Origin of the sequence: Sulfuricurvum sp., from assembly GCF_028688295.1 — a bacterium.
GTDB lineage: Bacteria > Campylobacterota > Campylobacteria > Campylobacterales > Sulfurimonadaceae > Sulfuricurvum.
This window is the reverse complement of record NZ_JAQTYM010000016.1, coordinates 1-17341: the sequence shown is the minus strand read 5'-3', so window position 1 is coordinate 17341 and position 17341 is coordinate 1. Positions and strand designations below refer to the sequence as shown.

The following is a 17341-nucleotide window of genomic DNA, read 5'->3' as shown; positions in this document are numbered from 1 at the left end:
ATGCTACAATCACGCCATTATTTTTCAAGGACTTCGAGATGAGTATCGATTTTTCAAAACTCCCACACACACCATGTTACATTTGTGAAGAGGCACTATTAGAAAAAAATCTCCTTCTCATGGAACGTGTTCAGCGGGAATCGGGAGCAAAAATCATCCTAGCACTCAAAGGTTTCGCCATGTGGTCAACCTTTCCGCTTGTGTCGAAATATCTCCAAGGATGTACCGCCAGCGGATTACATGAAGCTAAACTAGCACGGGAGAAAATGGATAAAGAGGTTCATACCTATTCCCCCGCGTTCAAAGATGAGGATATCGATGAGATCGCACGTATTAGTGATGATATAGTCTTTAACTCTCCAGCGCAATTTCATCGCTATTATGATCGAGTTAAATCAATAAATCCAAACATCTCCGTATCGCTCCGCGTCAATCCTGAATACTCATCATCGCCTGTCGATCTCTATAACCCGTGCGGACTCTACAGCCGTTTGGGGACGACGTTAGCCAATTTCGATGATTCTATTGTCTCAAAACTTGACGGACTTAATTTTCATGCGCTATGTGAACAAAACGTCGATGCGTTGGAAGGTGTTCTAGAAGCCTTTGAAGCGAAATTTGGTCCCTATATCGACGGAATGAAATATATCAATTTCGGGGGAGGGCACCATATTACGCGTGTTGATTATGATGTAGATCGTCTGATTGAAGTTATCAAGGCATTTAAATCTCGACATAATAACATCACCGTCTATCTCGAACCGGGAGAAGCAATTGGATGGCAGACGGGACCGCTCGTTGCCTCGGTACTCGATATTGTCCATAACGGGATGGATATCGCTATTCTCGATAGCTCTGCCGAAGCACATATGCCCGATACCCTCGCAATGCCGTATCGTGCAATGATTCGAGGATCTGGAGAAGCGGGCGAGAAGGCGTATACCTATCGTTTCGGTGGTAATACCTGTCTTGCGGGTGATATTATGGGTGATTATTCGTTCGATGAACCGCTAAAAGTAGGGGACAAGATTATATTCGAAGATCAGATTCACTATACTTTTGTCAAAAATACAACATTTAATGGGATCAAACTCCCTTCTCTTGCTTTTTGGACGAAAGAGGGTGAGCTCAAAATCATCCATGAATTCGGATATGAAGACTATCGAGATCGTCTCTCATAAATTTAACGTTTTGCAAGTACCAAGGCAATTGCTTCCGATACCAGTTCATAGGATTCTACAATGGGAAGGGTTTGCTCGATCAAGGTTTTAAGAGTATTTTGTTCATAAAAAAGTTTTTTATTACAGCGTACAAGTTCTATTTTTTTGTTAGCTAAACGTCCATTAGAAAGTTCCAACTGATATTTTCCATTTTTCTTTTGAGTAAACAAGTCATCTTGCATATTATTGAGACGTTGTATTTCCGTGCTATTGGATAGGGAATTTGGTGTCCCCGCTTTTGATTTGTATTGTAATATTTTTCCATCATTTTCAGCAATTAACCCAGTAATAACATCTATTTGTTCGTCTAATAATTTATGATGATCTTTTTCAGATTCTATATCGGCATGTGATTCACTGACTTTGCCTTGTGCTGTATGGATAGTCTCTTTTTGTGAACTGATTCGAAGTTTCATCTGTTTATATTGCATCATAATCGAGACGATGGAGCTGAAATTCCATTTTTGATTTTTAGTATCTGTAATAGCGTATTTTTGGATTTTATTGCCATTGGGATCAAGGATGATTTCATCGGCGTAATATTTAATAAAAAGTTCAGCATTCTTGTCCCGATTTTCAACATATTCCAAAAGATTTTTTGCCATATAAAGAAAAATATTTTGAAAATGTTGTCGTAGGACGTATCCCGTAAAACCTTCTATTTTATCACGCTGATTGTTATCAATGATATCCAAAAGTAAAATTTCTAACATAGAACGAAATATAGGTACACACATTTTTGCAAAGGTTTGATTGTCGATAGTTGAAAAATTCAGTTTTTCATTTATGACCTCTCTTAATATCTCTTCAATTTGCGACCATGCACCATCTGGAAAATAGTTTTCATACATCTGTTGCATTACTTCGTGAGATTCCCCAGCAAAACGTTTATCCATCCCTTTTGGTAATTGTTTAGGTAAGGTATAAAATCGTATAGAAATCTTACCTCGAATAAAAAAGATAATATCACGTGGATCAAGATTAAATATATTTTCGATTTGTTGGCGAGTAATGGTTCGTGCCATTTCGGTATTTTGAAAGGATTGAAATAACTCATAACGTATGTTCTCAGGTATCGAAATAAGATAAGGGAGAGGAGAATATTCACTTTTACGCTCAGATATATCGATAATGCGTAATGTATTTTGAAAAAGTTTCCGATCAAATACTTCGGATTCATTAGGTTCTAGAAAAGATTTTTGAACTATACATCGCGCAAAAGTAAGCTCAATATCTATACTCTGATTTGTTTTTGAAAAATAGTTGATAAGCGCTTTTTTGATAGCACCTTTTTTATCATCGAAGTGTGTTTCATTAGCAATTTCCAACCTTTGTAAAAGTTGTAAGTAGACTTCTTGAGTGAAATCAAGTGCATAGAAATCTTTTGATAAAAACTCATTTAATATGGTGACAATATCGGATACAACTTTTAGATTCATGATAGTGTATTCATTATATCATACAATCTCATCACGCAGTTTTTTGATAATCTCTTGCTCACGGCGTTTAATGTATTTTCCAAGTTCTGCTTCTTGTTGCAGTGTTGGCTCAATCTTAAAATGATATTTGTAACCACCTTCATAAGAAGATTTATAGACCAAATGACCGATTACTTCACTAGAGCTTCCAATGATTTCAGCGGGGAAGACAAGATAGACTTCATGTGAATTTGTTAAAGAATAGGGTGTTTTACTCGTAACGGCAATTCCACCGACCGATAGATCATACATCTGACAACTAAAACTTAACGACACGCTTTTGATACTAAAGGTTAGCGGCTTTGCAGGCTGTACACGAATACTTTGCCGATGAAACAATGATGTTTGAAGCTGATCAAAGCGGGTGAGTTCTAGAACCCGTTTCCCATCCATTATTCTGGGATTGACTGCTGCATAGACATCATTAACAAATTGATTGTTTTTGAGTAGATAAATACCATTTTGTAAAATAGCTGCACTCTCTTGGAGAGGATGGACGCTGATAATGACACTTTTAGTGTCTGTATGGAGAACTTCTGCCGGGTATTGAATAGGTACACCATAATAAGTATTAAGAACTACGATAGACTCAGAACGAAGCCGCAACCGCTCAAGCGCATTGATAAGAGCATCTTCGAAAATAAAGAATGATTCCTCATCAAGACGATTTGAAGCATAAATTATAAATCGCTCGATGGCTGTAGCAAAAGGGATGATTTTATCCCATCCACCCAAATTTCCGTAAAACGATTTAATATAGTAATTGAGGACAATGTAAAATGTATCGGTTAAAAAATGCTCAAGTGCTTCTGAATGACGGAAAAGATCACGTATATCACTCAGTAACTTATCGCTGTCAGATTTGATATTTAAAAAAAGTGAATCATACAGTTTTCCGATTAAAAGGTGAAAATGGTTTTGAGTTATTGGGGATGTTTCCTGATCTGTGTAGGCTTTCCATGCTGCTTTGATAAAGGTAATACGAAAAATCGCTGAGTCTAAATGAGGGTGAAAGACTGTTTTGAAAACATCAATACTTTCTTTTTTCTTAGACATGGTTCACATCATCCGTATTGAGGTCTATGGCGGCTTTGATGGCATTAATATAACTTAATATTAATGCTTTGTTTTGATAGGCAATGTCAAACGCTGTTCCATGATCAACCGACGTACGAATGATAGGCAATCCTAAAGAGATATTGATTCCCTCATCAAAATAGAGTGCCTTAAGTGGTGCCAACCCTTGGTCATGGTACATCGCAACAATGGTTTTATAATGCACACGACTTCGTGGAGTAAACGCAATATCAGGGACAATCGGTCCTTCATAAATACTTTCGCCGATATATTCATTAGCTCGAATGATCGCTTCTTCGATCATTCGTTCTTCATCACCCAGTACTCCATGATCTCCGGCATGAGGGTTAAGACCGAGTACTGCAACAGGCGAACGGTTAAAATTTTTATGAAAGCGGATAAGAAAATCGTAAAGATCATCACTGTTAATATGTGAAGGAACTTTCTGCAATGGTATATGCTCAGTATAGAGTGCCACATACAGCTTTTCACATCCGAGCATCATAATCGCATCCGAGTTTAAAAGATCACGTAGCGCATCAGTATGACCCACATAATCTATCCCTGCCATCATCCACGCTTCTTTGTGGATCGGTAGGGTAACGATCGCATCAACAGCTTGTGATTTAGCAAGTTCTACCGCAGCAATGAATGAATCATAGCTGTATCGCCCGCTTTGTGCTGATATTATCCCAGGCTCAATCGTAAATTCGCCGGAGACTTTAAAGATATGAAAATCATTGGGGATTTGTGTATGGAGCAAATGGGCTGCTTGATGTGCCATCGTGTAGTTGATACAATAGAGCGGATTGCAGAGCTGTTTGACCTGATTGTGCGCTTTAAGGAGTATCTCGAAACCTACACCGTTTAGATCACCTACGCTGATCGCGATGGTTTTTAACGTTGACATAATGCTTTCATATCCGACACAGCCGTCGCTAATCCTGTAAATACAGAGCGGGCGATGATGCTTTGCCCGATATTGAGCTCTTCGATGGTATCGATATCCACGATAGATTTGACGTTTTGATAGTTGAGACCATGTCCCGCTGCAACTTTTAGACCTGCCATACGAGCTTTATTGGCAGCATCCACAATCTCTTCATAAGCTTGGTTCAAACGGCTATCCAACTCTTTACGGCTTAGTTTTAGTGTATCAATCGCATGGTGAGAATGGGGTAGGGCAGAGTAGCGCATTGCATAGACATTTGCATAGGTTCCGGTATGCAGCTCAACCCATTGAGCCCCCAGTTTACAGGAGAGTTCTACCGCTTCACTCGTCGGATCGATAAAGAGAGAAACTTCGATCTCTGCATCGGCAAGCTTTTTAATAGCATTTAATATGACATCAAATTGACCTTTGACATCCAATCCACCCTCAGTTGTCACCTCTTCACGTTTTTCAGGAACCAACGTCGCACGGTGAGGACGCAATCGGCAGACGATATCGATAATGTCAGGGTTGATAGAACACTCCAAATTCACAGGCAAAGATGAACTCTCTAAAATGCGACGAACATCCTCATCATGGATATGGCGGCGATCTTCTCGTAAATGGATTGTAATCTGACTGGCACCGTTTTGAGCACATATACCTAATGCCATCAGAGGATCAGGATCGTTTATTTTACGAGCTTCACGTAGCACAGCGATATGATCGATATTAACACCGAGTTTAAGATTGTCTTCGAGCATAAAAATCCTTTTTAAATTCTACAAATTTTCCCGCTAAGATCGCTTCACGCGCTTGACGCACCAGCCAGAGGTAATAATGGAGATTATGGAGCGATGCGAGACGAAAATAGGTCAACTCTTTAGAGCGGAACAAATGGTTCAGATAGGCACGGCTGTAACGACGGCAGGTGTAGCACTGACACGCAGGGTCGATGGGTTCAGCATCAAATTTATAGCGCGCCCCTTTGATGTTCACTTTTCCAAACGTCGTAAAGAGGGTTCCGTTACGGGCATTGCGGGTTGGCATAACGCAGTCGAACATATCGACACCCCGTTCGATATTTTCAACCAAATCTTCAGGAGTACCAACCCCCATTAGATAACGGGGCTTATCGCTCGGCATGAGCGGTGTCGTGTGCTCTACCGTATCGTACATGAGGTTATTGGCTTCACCGACGGAGAGTCCACCGATAGCGAATCCGTCATAATCCATCGCACACAGCTCTTCTGCCGATTGTGTGCGGAAATTAAAGTCTGTCCCCCCTTGGATGATGGCGAAGATATTTTGATTGATCCCGATCCCTTTGGTCTGATTGTTGCGGTGGTAGTCGATTGACTGCTGCGCCCACTGCGTTGTTCTCTGAATCGAGGTTTTGATCCGTTCCTGAGTTGCAGGGAGTGCTACGAGATCATCTAGGATCATCATGATGTCACTGTTTAGATTGTTTTGGATGTCGATTACTTTTTCAGGGGTAAAGAAGTGTTTGCTTCCGTCGATGTGGCTGCGAAATTCGATCCCCGATTCGGTCGGTTTGGAGATGTCGCTGAGGCTAAATGCTTGAAAACCGCCGCTGTCGGTCAAAAAGCTCTTCGGATAGGTGGTAAACCCGTGTAATCCTCCGAGCTTTGCGATGGTTTCATCACCGGGACGCAAATAGGTGTGGTAGGTATTGGCTAAAATGATTTGAGTATCTAAAAGATCGGTCATATCTGCCATATCAAGCCCTTTGACCGAACCTACCGTCCCCACCGGCATAAATATAGGGGTTTGTATCGTCGAATGTGCCGTGGTGATGGTACACGCTCGTGCTTTGCCGCAAGTGGCATCGACCTTAAATTCCATTCAAAACCTTGTTTTTTCATTATTTTACCGTACATTAGGTTTATAGGCAACTCCAAAGCATTTACACTCTATAATACCGAAAACATATATGCAGGAAATCTTATGAGCATTGAACACTCTCAAGCAGCCTTTGAAAAAGCCCAAAATCTTATCCCCGGCGGTGTAAACTCCCCCGTACGTGCATTTAAAAGCGTCGGCGGGATCCCCCGTTTTATCGCGCGCGGAGAGGGTGGATACTTGGTCGACATCGATGAGAACCGTTACGTCGATTATGTCCAGAGCTGGGGGCCGTTGATCTTCGGACATCGTGATGAGTCTATAGAAAATGCGGTGATCGAAGCGGTCAAGCACGGTCTCAGTTTCGGTGCGCCGACCGAAGCGGAATCTGAACTTGCAGAGCTGATTATATCCATCTATGACTCGATCGAAAAAATCCGTTTTGTCAGCAGCGGAACCGAAGCGGTGATGAGCGCTATTCGCCTCGCTCGCGGATTTACGGGACGTGATGACATCGTCAAATTCACCGGATGCTACCACGGTCACAGCGATGCGTTGCTCGTTCAAGCGGGCTCCGGTGCCGTGACATTCGGAACACCGAGCTCTCCGGGGGTACCTGCGGACTTTACCAAACACACCCTTTTAGCAGAATACAACAATATCGAGAGTGTCAAGCAATGTTTCAAGGATAGCCCGGGGATCGCCTGTGTCATCATCGAACCGATTGCAGGAAATATGGGGCTCGTCCCCGCAACCAAAGATTTCCTTGCCCAATTACGCGCAGTGTGTGATGAGTACGGTGCATTACTTATTTTTGATGAAGTAATGAGCGGATTCCGTGCGTGTTTACACGGTGCGGAGAGCATTACGGGGACGAAGCCTGACCTTGTAACCCTTGGTAAGGTTATCGGCGGCGGTATGCCGGTGGGTGCGTTCGGCGGACGTCGTGAGATTATGGCTCACCTTTCTCCTGAGGGGGGCGTGTATCAGGCGGGAACTCTCAGCGGTAATCCGGTTGCTATGGCGGCAGGATTGGCGTCGATTGGTAAACTCAAAACCAATGCCCGTGTATTCGGAGTTCTCGAAGAGCGAGCGAAGCGTTTGATGAGCGGTTTTGCTGATGCAGCAGCGAAACACAATATCGGATTGCAAACCGATGTTCGCGGATCGATGTTCGGATTTTTCTTTTGTGATACAGCGGTCGGTAATTTCGCCGAAGCATTGAAAAGTGATACGGCACGTTTTGCCCGCTTTCATGCCGCAATGCTCGATGCAGGGTTTTATTTTGCGTGTTCACAGTTTGAGACCGGATTTATTTGTACGGCTACGACCGATGCGATGATCGAAGAGACGATTGCCGCAGCGGAAAAGATTTTTTCAGAGTTATAAAACTTTAACGTTCGCCCTGAGCTTGTCGAAGGGTGGATTCATGGTTCGACAAGCTCACCACGAACGGATATAAAAATAAAAAAGGTATTTCATGGAAAACGAAGAGCATAAACCCCGTTTAAAACCGATCATCGAAGGGGCTGAAAGCTTGTCTCTGGGTATTTCGATGGTTGTTGCCGTGTTAATAGGAGTGGGGATTGGCTTGGGGCTTAAAAAGCTTACAGGCATTACCTGGTTGTTATGGGTGGGTGTTGCCATAGGTATATTAGCCGCTTTCTTGAATGTTTATAAGGCCTACAGTAAGCAATACAAAGAGTTCGAAAAGCTCGCAAAAGATCCTCGTTACAACATGGGTAAATCACAAAAAAATGATGATGACGATGACGAAGATTAAAAAGCCTTTTCTCATTCTCACGATTGCACTCTTAGGTTCATTACCTCTGTTACTTCATTCGGCTACTATTTATGCTAACTTTACGGTTGCGATGTTAACATCGATGACCATCGTCATGGGATCGCTCTATTCATACCGTAATATGATTCAAAGTCGTGTCGGAGATATTGATCCCGAAGACAATAAAGATGTTATCGATATGATGGATGATCCGTATGATTTGTACGAAGAAGAGCGTGAGCAAGAGATCACCGATATAAAGCAAATGATCAAAGAAGAAAAAGCGCGACAAAAGAGCAATATCATCCAAAATACTACGAAAAATGCCTCGGCAATGGTTTCTGTGTATCGCCTTATCCCTTATGCATTTTTAGTGTTGGGATTTATCGCCCTTAATAACAATCATGCGTTAGTGGTATTACCCTACTTGGTAGGGTTAGCAGTAGGAATCCCGATTGGATACATGATCGCTAGGGATTTATTTATTTCACAATCATCGGAACATTAATCGTAATTTTTTGCTCTTTTAGATCGACGAAGAGATTGTTCTCTTCAGCCAAATGGGCAATCTCTGAGAGATATTTGCGATTGATCGTTTCGGCAGATATTTCGATGGAGAAAATCGAATATTTTTCCCCTTCAAATTTAATATGCTCACCGACACGGAAAAATAGACGCGTAACAATCTTCTCATTCCCATTCATTGAAACATAAATCTTATTCAACAATTTTATAAACCATTCGGTTTGGAGTCTAATCTCTGGGATAGTGGGGTCGAGTTCTTTGGTATATTTAGTTTGGCTTCCGATAGAATTGGAACTGATACACAAATCGATCAATGTATAGACGTTGACAAGTTGCCCATCGGGTTTATGTTTGGTAAACTGGAAAGAGGGGAGTTGATAGAGACGGATACCGATTTGTTCTTCATCTTCGTAGCCAACGGTAATCCCAAAAAATTTAAATCGACCGAATTCTAACTCTAAAAAAGTGGTTTTGAAGCCGAATGAGGAACTCGCGTAAGTAGTGGCAATTTTGTAAATAGCCGACCCCTCTACCGCTCCGAGAAGATATTGAGCCTCAGTGTTTAGAGATACAATCTTTCCACTAGAGTTAAAAAGGATAAACGGATTGAAATCATATTCAATCCACTGCTGATCGAATGTCATCAGTCCTCGATATAGTTTTTAAGTTTACGACCCACTTTCGGGTGTTTGAGTTTTTTGATCGCACTGGATTCGATCTGACGGACACGCTCACGGGTAACGTTAAGCTCTTTGCCGATCTCTTCAAGGGTACGGTCACTTTCATCGTCCATGATTCCGAAACGCATCTTGATAACCGCTTTTTCGCGCTCATTAAGCTGTTCTAGGACACTTTCGATTTGTACTTTTAAATCGTCTTTCAAAATAGCATCACTAGGAGAGATAGACATTTTATCTTCAATGAAATCACCGAAACGACCGTCTTCTTCATTCCCGATTGGGGCTTCGAGAGAGATAGGCTCTTTGGTGATTTTGATAACATTTTTAACTTTCTCAACCGATAAGCCTACTTCTTCTGCGATGGTTTCTACATCCGGCTCTTTTCCGTGTTCTTGGAGATGTTTACGCATGATCTTGTTGATACGGTTGATCGTCTCAATCATATGGATCGGAATACGGATAGTACGGGCTTGGTCAGCGATAGCACGGCTGATGGCTTGACGGATCCACCATGTCGCGTAAGTCGAAAATTTATACCCTTTTTGGTATTCAAATTTATCGACCGCTTTCATTAGACCAATATTTCCTTCTTGGATCAAATCCAAGAACGGCAGTCCGCGATTGGTGTAACGTTTCGCGATAGAAACAACGAGACGTAGATTCGATTTTGCCATACGGGTTTTAGAAACTTCCGAGATATTTTTACCCCGTTTGATCTGCTCCAAAATATCGGCCAATTTATCCGGTTCCATATTGAAGCCCCCCTTGGAAGCCTCTTTGGTTTGGATCAATTTTTTGATCTCCATATAAGTGCTGACCATAGTCGCTTCAGGTACTTTTGTCGCAATCTCTTCTTTGGTAAGTTCGCAAATTTTATTCAGAATCAAAGTGTGATTCTTTTTGAGCTGATCATTAAAGAGTGGAAGCTTGTATTCAAGACGTTTCAATTCGCGATCAAATCCTTCATCACTGCGCAATGCCGTTTCCATTGAACGGACAAGCTCATTGATGAGTTTTGAGGTTGGTCCGAGATCCAACAGCGCTTCTTTAAGCATTTTTTTCTTAAAGCTGACGTTGAGGAAAAAGAGGACGTAATCAGCATCCATCTCATCGATAGTGCATTCATCTAACATCTTTTCAGTGGCTTTTACCCAGTCTTTTTTTGCTTTTTCAAGTGCTTTAAAACTCGTAACAACTTTTTCAACCCGTTTTTTATCTTTTACGGATGGAGCTTTTTCAGTTGATTCTTCGTCATCACTTTCATCATCGGTATCATCATCACTCTCTTCTTCATTATCGTCTTCAAAACTTTTGAAAAGTTCTTTAACACGACGCTCACGATTGATTAGAGGATCTTTATAGTCAAGGATAAAATCAATCAAATAAGGGACAGAACAAATCGCATCGATAATGATTCCCTCACCCATCTCCATACGCTTAGAGATTTCTACCTCTTCTTCTTTAGTGAGGAGAGGTATTTGACCCATTTCTCGTAGGTACATACGAACAGGGGAGTCTGAACGGGACCATTCTAGCAACTCATGCTGTTTAAGAATATCAAATTCATCGCCGCTAGCTTCTTCAATGTATTTAAGCTGCGCAGCACGTTTTGCCGCTGCTTCTTGTTGATTGAGCATTTTTGCGTGTTCAGAAGAGGTGAAAAGACAAATCTTATGCTTTTGCGCCAACTTCAGAATGTTTTTTGCTTGCGCAAGGGTAGGTTGTTTATCAAACGGATCAACAATTGTTTCATAAGTGAGACAGTTTTTAGATTTATGTTCGGCAAATAGGGTTTCGAGGTGTTTATTTAGATCTTTGACACTCATGCTGAGGAAGACTCCCTTACGTTAAAAGAGGTGGATTATACCGAAATCTTTCTTAAAATGTTTTTTTAATTGTTGTATGGAATGATACACCCACAGTGGAACAGTTGTTGCTATATCTAACTTAATACTCCACAAGGATGATACATGCAGACCGGATATTATGCGGCAACAGGTGGGATGGTAGCACAGTTTAATCGTATGGATACGATTGCTTCTAATCTTGCTAATGCCAATACTACTGGATATAAACGTGATCAATTGATTACGGGAGATTTTGCACGTTTATACAAAACGGCGCAAAGTGAACTTCCGATTCAAAATCAAACTGAAGAGGCTGCACAGTATTTCAACCGTGCACTTAGTCGTGTCCCTCAAATCACCGATTCTTTTACGGATCATAGTTTGGGGTCCATGCAGCGTACCGATAATACTTTTGATATGGCGTTAGCAAAAGAGGGGCAATTTTTTGCGGTCAATACACCACAAGGGGTTCGATTAACACGCGATGGTACTTTTACAATTAATGATGAAGGAAAATTGGTGAATAAACAAGGGCATGAAGTCCTCTCAGCCGATTATTTTCAAACCAAAACAGCAATCAAATTTACAGCACAAGACAGTATTATAACCATCGATAAAAATGGACTGATCTCTTCGAATGTACCTGATTCTCTTCAGATGTCTGCTAACAAAAAATTACTTGTCGTAGAACCTCAGAATCTCCGAGCACTGAAAAAAGAGGGGGAGAATCTTTATATTCCCGAATCAAGTGATCCGCTCACCCCTTTAGCTGAGAGTGGTAGTGTCATGCAAGGATTTGTCGAAAAAAGCAATGTAAATGCTGTCAATGAAATGATTGCCCTTGTTGAGGCAAACCGCCTTGTAGGAATGTATCAAAAAGCAATGGATTCACAAATGAATGATCTTAACCGTGATGCGATTGAGAAATTAGCGAGAAAAGGATAATAACATGATGCAATCACTCTATACCAGCTCCACCGGAATGCTGGCAATGCAAACGCAAATTGATACGACAGCCAATAATATTGCCAACGTTAACACTATGGGATATAAAAAATCTCGCGCTGAATTCGCCGATTTGATGTATAAAGTGATGACCTATGCGGGAACATCCACCAGTGACACGACCAAATCTCCTACAGGGATCGAAGTGGGCCTTGGGGTAAGACCGACGGCTATTAATAAAATCTTTACCGAGGGTAGTCTCAAACAAACCGACAATACACTTGATGTTGCAATTACAGGTAAGGGTTTTTTCAAGCTTCAACTCCCTAACGGCACCGAAGTATATACCCGTAACGGCTCATTTAAAGTTGACCAAAATGGTACATTAGTAAACTCAGATGGATACACGCTTGTCCCTGAAGTCGTTGTCCCTGAAGATGCTATCGATATCAGTATCGGAACCGATGGGATTGTGAGTGTTACCCAATCAGGCCAAGCGCAAGCGACCCAAGTAGGTCAGATTTCATTAACAAATTTTATCAATCCGGCTGGTCTACATGCCATGGGAGATAACCTTTTTGTCGAAACCGACAGCTCTGGACAACCTGTTGAAGGTACGCCTGGCGAGAGTGGACTAGGAAATATACGTCAAGGATTTGTAGAGCTTTCCAACGTTCAACTGGTTGTTGAGCTTACCGATTTGATTACAGGGCAACGTGCTTATGATGCAAATTCAAAAGTTATTACTACCAGTGATGAGATGTTAGCAACTACTAACGGACTCAAAAAATAGTATTAGTTAATATTAAATCCCTTTTTGTCGGGGATTTAAAACTCTTTCAACTCTTCTTGGCTATAATCCATCTAATTTTACGAACCATAGGATTTTTTTGATGCAAAAGATTGAAGGGAAAGTTTGGAATTTCGGTAAAGATATCGATACCGACCTCATTATTGCCGCACGTTATCTGAATACTTCAGACCCAAAAGAGCTAGCGAAACATGTTATGGAAGATGCTGATCCGACATTCGTGAGTAAAATGACTCCCGGTGACATTATCGTCGCTGATGAAAACTTCGGATGCGGCTCATCACGTGAACACGCTCCGATCGCACTTAAAGCAGCGGGTGTAGCAGCGGTTATCGCTCCAACTTTTGCTCGCATTTTTTATCGTAATGCCTTTAACATGGGTCTGCCAATTTTTGAACTTACTGAGAGTTTAGAGATTAAAGAGGGTGAATCGGTCAGTATTGATATGGATGCAGGAACGATTATGAATACAACCAACGGTAAAGTGTACAACTTTATTCCTATTCCACCGTTCATGCAAGAATTGATAGCTGCAGGTGGTTTAATGAATTACGCAAATGCTGAAATTGCAGCTGGGGAGAAATAATTGATGAAAAGTTACAATATTGCATTGATTAAAGGGGACGGAATTGGTCCTGAGATTATTGATGAAGCGGTAAAAGTTTTGGATGCAGTCGCTGCTTGTGAAGATCTTGAATTTAATTATCAAGAAGCCTTGATGGGTGGATGCGCATACGATGTTACAGGTGATCCATTGCCTCAAGAGACAATTGATATCTCTTTGGCGAGTGACGCGGTTTTATTCGGTGCTATCGGTGGAACTAAATGGGATTCTCTTCCGAGAGAAAAACGTCCTGAGAGCGGTTTGCTCCGTTTTCGTAAAGAGTTAGGCGTCTTCGCAAATCTACGCCCTGCTAACGTATATGATGAGCTCGTGAATGCTAGTTCTCTGAAACCAGAAATCGTCAAAGGGGTTGATTTGATGGTAGTTCGTGAGCTTATCGGCGGTATCTATTTCGGTGAACCGAAAGGGCGAGATGAGAATCGTGGATGGAATACGATGGTCTATACCCGCAGCGAGATTGAGCGGATTTCCCATGTTGCCTTTAAAATTGCGATGGAACGCTCTAAAAAAGTGTGCTCAGTTGATAAAGCAAATGTTTTAGATGTCAGTCAGTTGTGGCGTGAAGTGGTTGAAGAGATCGCTAAAGAGTATCCAGAAGTAGAACTTAGCCATATGTACGTTGATAATGCGGCGATGCAGTTAATCCGTGATCCGAAACAATTTGATGTCATTTTGACCGGTAACATCTTCGGTGATATTCTCAGCGATGAAGCGAGTATGCTCTCAGGTTCAATCGGGCTTCTCCCCTCAGCATCTGTGGGTGCGGCTATCGGTGTGTATGAGCCGATTCACGGCTCAGCTCCGGACATTGCAGGGCAGGGGATTGCGAATCCGATCGCTACCATTGCGAGCGCATCGATGATGCTTCGGTTTGCTCTTAATGAGCACAAAGCAGCAGATCGTATCGATTATGGCATCAAACAAGCATTGGCGGAAGGGTATCGCACCAAAGATATTGCTGGATTTGATGCCAAAGAGGTGTGTTCAACCAGTGAGATTGGCTCAATCATCGCTAATTTTGCGGCAAAATGCAAACGCTAACCCTCGCCAATATTTACGAACTTCAAGGGCTCAAAGAGGATGCTCTTGAAATTTATAAAGAAATTTTGAAAAAAGATCCCTCTAATGCTGATGCAAAAATTGCTATTCGTCGCCTATCAGGGATGCGTAAAAAGTTTTTAGGGGTCAACAACGAAATGAAAGCTTTTTTTGTCCAAATGGATGAAGAAGCGGAGTTTATTCAGTTTGAAAGGTGGTTGTTACGCGCATGGAACTAAAAGATGTTATTTTGTCCACATTAGCAGAGATTGAAGAGTTAGCCGTATCTCCAGAACCTATTGAAAAAATTGAGATTCCAAAAGATGAAATCCCTTTTTTTCAAGAAGAGGTACTAAAAAACAATCATTTGATCGTTGAACCCCCTTCAGTCATTCGTGATGATGAGGCAAGAATGTTAGAGGGGATTCGAGAACGCCTTCTTGTCCTTTTTGAAGGATTTCAATCCCCTAATAATGTCCAAATTGAAGCGAAAGTTGATTTGACACTCAATTTCCTTGAATATCTTTTAGCAACGATAGATCATCGTTTAGATACGATTAAATAATTTTAAATGCGTCAAGACTAGAGGTTGAAGAATGAATGAACACTATCGGGTATTGATCCATTGTAATGATGAGAAAGGTCTTGTCTATAAAGTATCGAGTATCTTTTTCCATCGTAATCTTAATATTATTTCCAATAACGAATTTGTTGACAAAGCATACAATAAATTTTTTATGCGTAGCGTTGTCGCCGGTGAAATAGCACCCGATGCACTTCGTTCTGAGCTGCAGGCTGTTTTACCCTCAAATGCTCATTTGGAAGTTATTGCGCCACGTAAGAAAAGAGTTGTGTTAATGGCGACGAAAGAATCGCACGCTTTGGGTGATATTTTAATCCGTTATGAAGCAGGTGAACTTGATTGTCATATCGTGGGCGTTGTATCAAATTATGACTTACTGGAGCCATTGGTTTCAAAATTTGACATCCCATTTTATACGGTATCGCATGAAGGATGTGATCGTGATGAACATGAGAAACGTGTTCTCTCTCAACTCTCAGAGCTCAGTGACATCGACTATATAGTATTGGCAAAATACATGCGTATTTTAACACCCCGTTTTGTTGAGGCGTATGAAGACAAAATTATCAATATTCACCATTCGTTTCTCCCCGCATTTATCGGGGCGAATCCATACAAACAAGCGTATGAACGTGGGGTAAAGATTATCGGTGCAACAGCTCACTTTGTCAATAATAATCTAGACGAAGGGCCGATCATCGCTCAAGATGTTATCCACGTCAATCATGCACACGGTTGGGAAGAGATGCAAAGACAAGGGCGTGATGTTGAAAAAATTGTCCTCTCAAAAGCTCTCAAACTGGCATTGGAGGATCGTATTTTTGTTCATGCCAACAAAACGATCATTTTCTAAATGTTCAATATCGTTTTAGTCACTCCCCAAATCCCGAACAACACGGGAGCAATAGGGAGATTATGTGTCAATACAAGCTCATCCTTGCATCTGATTAAACCGATCGGTTTTGATATCGATGAAAAGGCGGTACGCCGTGCAGGTTTGGATTATTGGCACAAAATCGATTTGCACGTATGGGAAAGCATTGATGATTTTATGAATGCTCATCCTGTACGTGATCGGTTTTTCTTTGCTACCACCAAAACAGATCGTCCCTATTTTGAAATGGATTTCCAAGAGGGAGATTATCTCTTATTCGGGAGTGAAACCTCTGGTATCCCGGCTGAGATACTAAACGCATTTCCTGAACAGACAATGACGATCCCCATGACCAAAGAGGGGCGTAGTCTCAACCTCGCCATTAGTAGCGGAATCATCCTCTATGAAGCGATCAAGCAAAATTTTAATTCTTACCGAAAGATGATGTAACATGTGGTTTCAAATTCTCGATACTTTCGTCATTGTTTTATTTATTCTCTTTCTCGTCTTTATCTTTAGAGGATATCATCTCTCCCGTTTAGCTAAAATGGAGAAAGAAGATCAAGAAAAAGAGTCTTGAGATTAAAAAATCTTCTCTGCCCAAAATCCCATCTTCATTTCAAACTTATCCATCCATCCGTTAGCTTTGCGAATAACCTTTGCCATTGTCAACTCCTTGAGTGATATTGGGCAAATTGTAGATAAATTTTAAAATAGATTTATAAAATATGTCAAATTGACATATAATTGATATTTTTATGTCATAATTCCTACAATACATCATCAAAACTTCAAAAGGATTTCAATATGAAAACATTCAGTGATATCGTTGAGGCCATTAAAGACATTGTCTCTTCCGAGTTCCCCGATAAAAAAGTATTTGATAAAGATGTGGCAGAGTTGTTGGATATTTCTCAAATGAACTTTGCCACAATGAAAAAACGGAACAAAATCCCCTTTACCGAATTACTTGATTTTTGTGCAAAACGCTCAATCGCTATTAACTGGTTATTGTACAACCAATCGCCCGAGAGTTTGATAGAAGCGACAAACCGTGTATA

21 protein-coding genes are annotated in these 17341 nt (G+C 41.2%); 14 read left to right on the top strand and 7 right to left on the bottom strand.

Annotated features, from left to right (window positions below; genetic code table 11):
* Window positions 1-38 precede the first annotated feature (38 nt).
* Entirely contained in the window at window positions 39-1181 is a 1143-nt protein-coding gene (gene nspC, locus PHR02_RS05370) for a carboxynorspermidine decarboxylase (RefSeq protein WP_299989975.1), read from the top strand.
* A 2-nt stretch (window positions 1182-1183) separates the two neighbouring features.
* Here the strand turns inward: nspC and PHR02_RS05365 are convergent, their stop codons facing one another.
* From PHR02_RS05365 to tgt, 5 genes are read right to left on the bottom strand one after another with little or no spacing between them, the layout of a single operon-like run.
* The gene (locus PHR02_RS05365; RefSeq protein WP_299989973.1) at window positions 1184-2659 is read right to left on the bottom strand and encodes a hypothetical protein; all 1476 of its coding nucleotides are present in this window, start codon (window positions 2657-2659) and stop codon (window positions 1184-1186) included.
* A gap of 18 nt (window positions 2660-2677) precedes the next feature.
* The gene (locus PHR02_RS05360) at window positions 2678-3754 is read right to left on the bottom strand and encodes a PilZ domain-containing protein (RefSeq protein ID WP_299989971.1); all 1077 of its coding nucleotides are present in this window, start codon (window positions 3752-3754) and stop codon (window positions 2678-2680) included.
* Entirely contained in the window at window positions 3747-4685 is a 939-nt protein-coding gene (gene pdxA, locus PHR02_RS05355) for a 4-hydroxythreonine-4-phosphate dehydrogenase (protein WP_299989969.1), read from the bottom strand. The genes PHR02_RS05360 and pdxA overlap by 8 nt, the downstream gene beginning before the upstream one ends.
* Window positions 4673-5470 carry a pyridoxine 5'-phosphate synthase gene (locus PHR02_RS05350; RefSeq protein ID WP_299989967.1) on the bottom strand — a complete coding sequence of 266 codons (798 nt, stop codon included), beginning with the start codon at window positions 5468-5470 and terminating at the stop codon, window positions 4673-4675. The genes pdxA and PHR02_RS05350 overlap by 13 nt, the downstream gene beginning before the upstream one ends.
* Window positions 5451-6572: a tRNA guanosine(34) transglycosylase Tgt gene (tgt, locus tag PHR02_RS05345; RefSeq protein WP_299989965.1), complete on the bottom strand. Its 1122-nt coding sequence runs from the start codon at window positions 6570-6572 to the stop codon at window positions 5451-5453. Before tgt ends, PHR02_RS05350 begins: the two co-directional genes overlap by 20 nt.
* Before the next feature lie 102 nt (window positions 6573-6674).
* Here tgt and hemL point away from each other — a divergent pair, with 102 nt between their 5' ends.
* The 3 genes from hemL to PHR02_RS05330 all read left to right on the top strand — a co-directional run bounded on the left by hemL (window position 6675) and on the right by PHR02_RS05330 (window position 8860).
* The gene (hemL, locus tag PHR02_RS05340; protein WP_299989963.1) at window positions 6675-7958 is read left to right on the top strand and encodes a glutamate-1-semialdehyde 2,1-aminomutase; all 1284 of its coding nucleotides are present in this window, start codon (window positions 6675-6677) and stop codon (window positions 7956-7958) included.
* Window positions 7959-8049: 91 nt separating this feature from the next.
* Complete coding sequence (locus PHR02_RS05335; protein WP_299989961.1) at window positions 8050-8352, top strand: AtpZ/AtpI family protein; 303 nt, start codon at window positions 8050-8052, stop codon at window positions 8350-8352.
* Window positions 8339-8860 (top strand): hypothetical protein, encoded by a 522-nt coding sequence (locus PHR02_RS05330; protein ID WP_299989959.1) that lies wholly within the window; start codon window positions 8339-8341, stop codon window positions 8858-8860. Before PHR02_RS05335 ends, PHR02_RS05330 begins: the two co-directional genes overlap by 14 nt.
* Here PHR02_RS05330 and PHR02_RS05325 read toward each other — a convergent pair.
* A complete protein-coding gene (locus PHR02_RS05325) occupies window positions 8835-9521 on the bottom strand; it encodes a hypothetical protein (RefSeq protein ID WP_299989957.1) in 687 nt (228 codons plus the stop codon). The genes PHR02_RS05330 and PHR02_RS05325 overlap by 26 nt on opposite strands.
* Entirely contained in the window at window positions 9521-11383 is a 1863-nt protein-coding gene (gene rpoD, locus PHR02_RS05320; protein ID WP_299989956.1) for an RNA polymerase sigma factor RpoD, read from the bottom strand. Before rpoD ends, PHR02_RS05325 begins: the two co-directional genes overlap by 1 nt.
* 144 nt (window positions 11384-11527) lie before the next feature.
* Here rpoD and PHR02_RS05315 point away from each other — a divergent pair, with 144 nt between their 5' ends.
* The 10 genes from PHR02_RS05315 to PHR02_RS05270 all read left to right on the top strand — a co-directional run.
* Entirely contained in the window at window positions 11528-12349 is an 822-nt protein-coding gene (locus PHR02_RS05315; RefSeq protein WP_299989954.1) for a flagellar hook-basal body protein, read from the top strand.
* A 4-nt stretch (window positions 12350-12353) separates the two neighbouring features.
* Window positions 12354-13142, top strand: coding sequence for a flagellar basal-body rod protein FlgG (flgG, locus tag PHR02_RS05310; RefSeq protein ID WP_299989952.1), 789 nt, complete (start codon window positions 12354-12356; stop codon window positions 13140-13142).
* A 100-nt stretch (window positions 13143-13242) separates the two neighbouring features.
* The gene (locus tag PHR02_RS05305; RefSeq protein ID WP_299989951.1) at window positions 13243-13746 is read left to right on the top strand and encodes a 3-isopropylmalate dehydratase small subunit; all 504 of its coding nucleotides are present in this window, start codon (window positions 13243-13245) and stop codon (window positions 13744-13746) included.
* A gap of 3 nt (window positions 13747-13749) precedes the next feature.
* Window positions 13750-14826, top strand: coding sequence for a 3-isopropylmalate dehydrogenase (gene leuB / locus PHR02_RS05300; RefSeq protein ID WP_299989949.1), 1077 nt, complete (start codon window positions 13750-13752; stop codon window positions 14824-14826).
* The gene (locus PHR02_RS05295) at window positions 14814-15062 is read left to right on the top strand and encodes a tetratricopeptide repeat protein (RefSeq protein ID WP_015653561.1); all 249 of its coding nucleotides are present in this window, start codon (window positions 14814-14816) and stop codon (window positions 15060-15062) included. The genes leuB and PHR02_RS05295 overlap by 13 nt, the downstream gene beginning before the upstream one ends.
* Complete coding sequence (locus PHR02_RS05290; RefSeq protein ID WP_299989947.1) at window positions 15053-15388, top strand: hypothetical protein; 336 nt, start codon at window positions 15053-15055, stop codon at window positions 15386-15388. Before PHR02_RS05295 ends, PHR02_RS05290 begins: the two co-directional genes overlap by 10 nt.
* A 31-nt stretch (window positions 15389-15419) precedes the next feature.
* Window positions 15420-16259: a formyltetrahydrofolate deformylase gene (gene purU, locus PHR02_RS05285; RefSeq protein ID WP_299989945.1), complete on the top strand. Its 840-nt coding sequence runs from the start codon at window positions 15420-15422 to the stop codon at window positions 16257-16259.
* Window positions 16260-16730 carry a tRNA (cytidine(34)-2'-O)-methyltransferase gene (locus PHR02_RS05280; RefSeq protein ID WP_299989943.1) on the top strand — a complete coding sequence of 157 codons (471 nt, stop codon included), beginning with the start codon at window positions 16260-16262 and terminating at the stop codon, window positions 16728-16730.
* 1 nt (window position 16731) lies between these two features.
* The gene (locus PHR02_RS05275) at window positions 16732-16860 is read left to right on the top strand and encodes a hypothetical protein (RefSeq protein ID WP_299989941.1); all 129 of its coding nucleotides are present in this window, start codon (window positions 16732-16734) and stop codon (window positions 16858-16860) included.
* A 227-nt stretch (window positions 16861-17087) separates the two neighbouring features.
* Window positions 17088-17341 (top strand): helix-turn-helix domain-containing protein (locus tag PHR02_RS05270; RefSeq protein ID WP_366141168.1); only part of this gene is annotated, 254 nt, incomplete at its 3' end.

Coding starts and splice junctions, on each gene's coding strand:
- purU (WP_299989945.1), top strand. CDS start 15,420: ATGAATGAACACTATCGGGTATTGATCCATTGTAATGATGAGAAAGGT.
- flgG (WP_299989952.1), top strand. CDS start 12,354: ATGATGCAATCACTCTATACCAGCTCCACCGGAATGCTGGCAATGCAA.
- tgt (WP_299989965.1), bottom strand. CDS start 6,572: ATGGAATTTAAGGTCGATGCCACTTGCGGCAAAGCACGAGCGTGTACC.
- leuB (WP_299989949.1), top strand. CDS start 13,750: ATGAAAAGTTACAATATTGCATTGATTAAAGGGGACGGAATTGGTCCT.
- PHR02_RS05315 (WP_299989954.1), top strand. CDS start 11,528: ATGCAGACCGGATATTATGCGGCAACAGGTGGGATGGTAGCACAGTTT.
- hemL (WP_299989963.1), top strand. CDS start 6,675: ATGAGCATTGAACACTCTCAAGCAGCCTTTGAAAAAGCCCAAAATCTT.
- PHR02_RS05290 (WP_299989947.1), top strand. CDS start 15,053: ATGGAACTAAAAGATGTTATTTTGTCCACATTAGCAGAGATTGAAGAG.
- rpoD (WP_299989956.1), bottom strand. CDS start 11,383: ATGAGTGTCAAAGATCTAAATAAACACCTCGAAACCCTATTTGCCGAA.
- PHR02_RS05325 (WP_299989957.1), bottom strand. CDS start 9,521: ATGACATTCGATCAGCAGTGGATTGAATATGATTTCAATCCGTTTATC.
- PHR02_RS05330 (WP_299989959.1), top strand. CDS start 8,339: ATGACGAAGATTAAAAAGCCTTTTCTCATTCTCACGATTGCACTCTTA.
- PHR02_RS05275 (WP_299989941.1), top strand. CDS start 16,732: ATGTGGTTTCAAATTCTCGATACTTTCGTCATTGTTTTATTTATTCTC.
- pdxA (WP_299989969.1), bottom strand. CDS start 4,685: ATGTCAACGTTAAAAACCATCGCGATCAGCGTAGGTGATCTAAACGGT.
- PHR02_RS05335 (WP_299989961.1), top strand. CDS start 8,050: ATGGAAAACGAAGAGCATAAACCCCGTTTAAAACCGATCATCGAAGGG.
- PHR02_RS05360 (WP_299989971.1), bottom strand. CDS start 3,754: ATGTCTAAGAAAAAAGAAAGTATTGATGTTTTCAAAACAGTCTTTCAC.
- PHR02_RS05350 (WP_299989967.1), bottom strand. CDS start 5,470: ATGCTCGAAGACAATCTTAAACTCGGTGTTAATATCGATCATATCGCT.
- PHR02_RS05295 (WP_015653561.1), top strand. CDS start 14,814: ATGCAAACGCTAACCCTCGCCAATATTTACGAACTTCAAGGGCTCAAA.
- PHR02_RS05365 (WP_299989973.1), bottom strand. CDS start 2,659: ATGAATCTAAAAGTTGTATCCGATATTGTCACCATATTAAATGAGTTT.
- nspC (WP_299989975.1), top strand. CDS start 39: ATGAGTATCGATTTTTCAAAACTCCCACACACACCATGTTACATTTGT.
- PHR02_RS05305 (WP_299989951.1), top strand. CDS start 13,243: ATGCAAAAGATTGAAGGGAAAGTTTGGAATTTCGGTAAAGATATCGAT.
- PHR02_RS05280 (WP_299989943.1), top strand. CDS start 16,260: ATGTTCAATATCGTTTTAGTCACTCCCCAAATCCCGAACAACACGGGA.